At 63.2% G+C, this 2,005-nt stretch carries 2 protein-coding genes; one reads left to right on the plus strand and one right to left on the minus strand.

Annotated features, from left to right (window positions below; all coding sequences use genetic code 11):
* Positions 1-17 precede the first annotated feature (17 nt).
* Positions 18-980 carry an aldose epimerase family protein gene (locus VK519_RS13610; protein ID WP_324350627.1) on the minus strand — a complete coding sequence of 321 codons (963 nt, stop codon included), beginning with the start codon at positions 978-980 and terminating at the stop codon, positions 18-20.
* A gap of 304 nt (positions 981-1,284) precedes the next feature.
* On the opposite strand from VK519_RS13610, the gene VK519_RS13615 reads away from it, so the two are divergent.
* On the plus strand, positions 1,285-2,005 hold a 721-nt coding region (locus VK519_RS13615), incomplete at its 3' end, for a FadR/GntR family transcriptional regulator (RefSeq protein WP_324350628.1).

The following is a 2,005-nucleotide window of genomic DNA, read 5'->3' on the forward strand; positions in this document are numbered from 1 at the left end:
CAGGGAGGAGCAGCTGATCAACGGCCGGGGTTACGACCACAACTGGGTGATCTCCCGCAGCGAAGCACGCGCGCCGCGCGTGGTGGCCCGCATGCAGGACCCCGCCTCCGGCCGCGTGCTTCGCTGCGGGAGATCACCCAGTTGTGGTCGTAACCCCGGCCGTTGATCAGCTGCTCCTCCCTGCCATCGCGGATGTCGCGGCCGATCGCCTTGGGCGTGCGGAAGTCGAACACTGTCCCAGCGACGGGCGTGATCTTCCCGGTGGGGATGGATCCGGCATCCACGGGAAGATAGGCATCGCCGGCAATGGTGAGGAGGTCCTGCATCACGCTGCCGGAGCCCTCGCCTGAGAGGTTCCAGTACGTGTGGTTGCTCAGGTTGACGATGGTCGTCTTGTCGGTAACCGCGCGGTAGTCGATGGAGAGGCGGTTGTCCTCGTCCAGGGTGTAGGTCGCGGTGACGTCGAGCTTGCCGGGGTAACCCATGTCGCCGTCGGGGCTGGTCACCTTCAGGGTGACGCTGGCCGCCTTCGCGTCGTGCCTGACGTCGGCCACGGTCCAGATCAGCTTGTCGAAGCCCTTCGTGCCGCCGTGCAGGGAATTGACCTTGTCGTTCACCGGCACCGAATACTCATGGCCATCCAGGGTGAACTTGCCCCGGGCTATGCGGTTGGCGTAGCGGCCGACGGTGGCGCCGAAGTATTGAGGGGCCTTCTGGTAGCCCTCGAGCGTGGCGTAGCCCAGCACGATATTGGCTTGTTTGCCGGCGGCGTCGGGGGCGGTGAGCGACTGCAGGCTGGCACCGAGCGAGATCACGCGGGCCGTCATGCCATGGCTGTTGCGCAGCACCACCGCTTCCACCTTGCTGCCATCGGCCATGCTGCCGAACGACTCACGCGTCGCCTCCGTCGCGGTAGCCTGGCCCGCAAGCACGAGGGCGACAAGGCACCACGACGGGTACGACCAGCCGGATCGCTTCATGTGTTTGAGCCCTGACCCCAGTGAAGAGAAGATCAGTCAAACATATTGTATGACTATCTGGCAACATGACGAATGGTAAAGATTTTTTAATGATGCATCGCATCAAAAGACGCGAGAGCGCTGACTATGGCCTGTAGGCAATCCTGGTGCCGCTTCGCCGCGTGACACATGATGGCCTTGCGAGACTTCGATCATGCAAACGCACATTGAAATCGCTTGGCAGGACGCCTTGCGCTGCCTATAGTCAGTTTGTATGACAATCGGCACGCGACATTCTTCGCTTGCCTTGCCTGCAGGGGAAACCATGAGGAAGCCCAACGCGGTCCGTACGCTGTATGGACACGTGATGCACGAACTGGGGCAGCGCATCGTCTCCGGGCGCGTGCGCCCGGGCGAAGTATTGCCGCGTGAGGAAACCCTCGCCACCAGCCTGCAGGTCAGCCGCACCGCGTTGCGGGAAGCCTTGAAGGTGCTGTCGGCCAAGGGCCTGATCGAATCGCGTGCGGGCGTGGGCGCACGTGTGCTGCAAGAGCGCTACTGGAACCAGCTCGATGCCGACGTGCTGGCCTGGCGTTGTGCATCGATGCCCACCGACAACTTCGTCGACAAGCTGGTGGAAATGCGCGAAATCGTCGAGCCCGCCGCCGCCGCGGCGGCCGCACGCCATCGTACCGACGCGCAACTGGCGGCGATCGAGGCGGGCTTCGCGCTGATGGATGCCTCCACCACGCTCGACGAATGGGCCAAGGCCGATCTCATCTTCCACGAAGCGGTGCTGCACGCTACCGGCAATGAACTGCTGATGTCGCTGTTTTCGGTGATCGAAACCGCGCTAGGCATGTTCTTCGTGCTTTCCGCGCGAAACGCCAACAACTTCAAGTATTCGTTGCCGCACCACCAGCAGGTGCTGGAGGCGATTGCCCGCAAGCAGCCAGAAGTAGCGCGCAACGCGATGCAGGCGATGATCGGCGATTCCCACGCGAACCTTAAGAAGCACCGGGGCCGCGCGCGCAAGAAGGCGGGCG

The organism is Pinirhizobacter sp., from assembly GCF_035317885.1.
Taxonomy (GTDB): Bacteria; Pseudomonadota; Gammaproteobacteria; order Xanthomonadales; family Rhodanobacteraceae; genus Pinirhizobacter.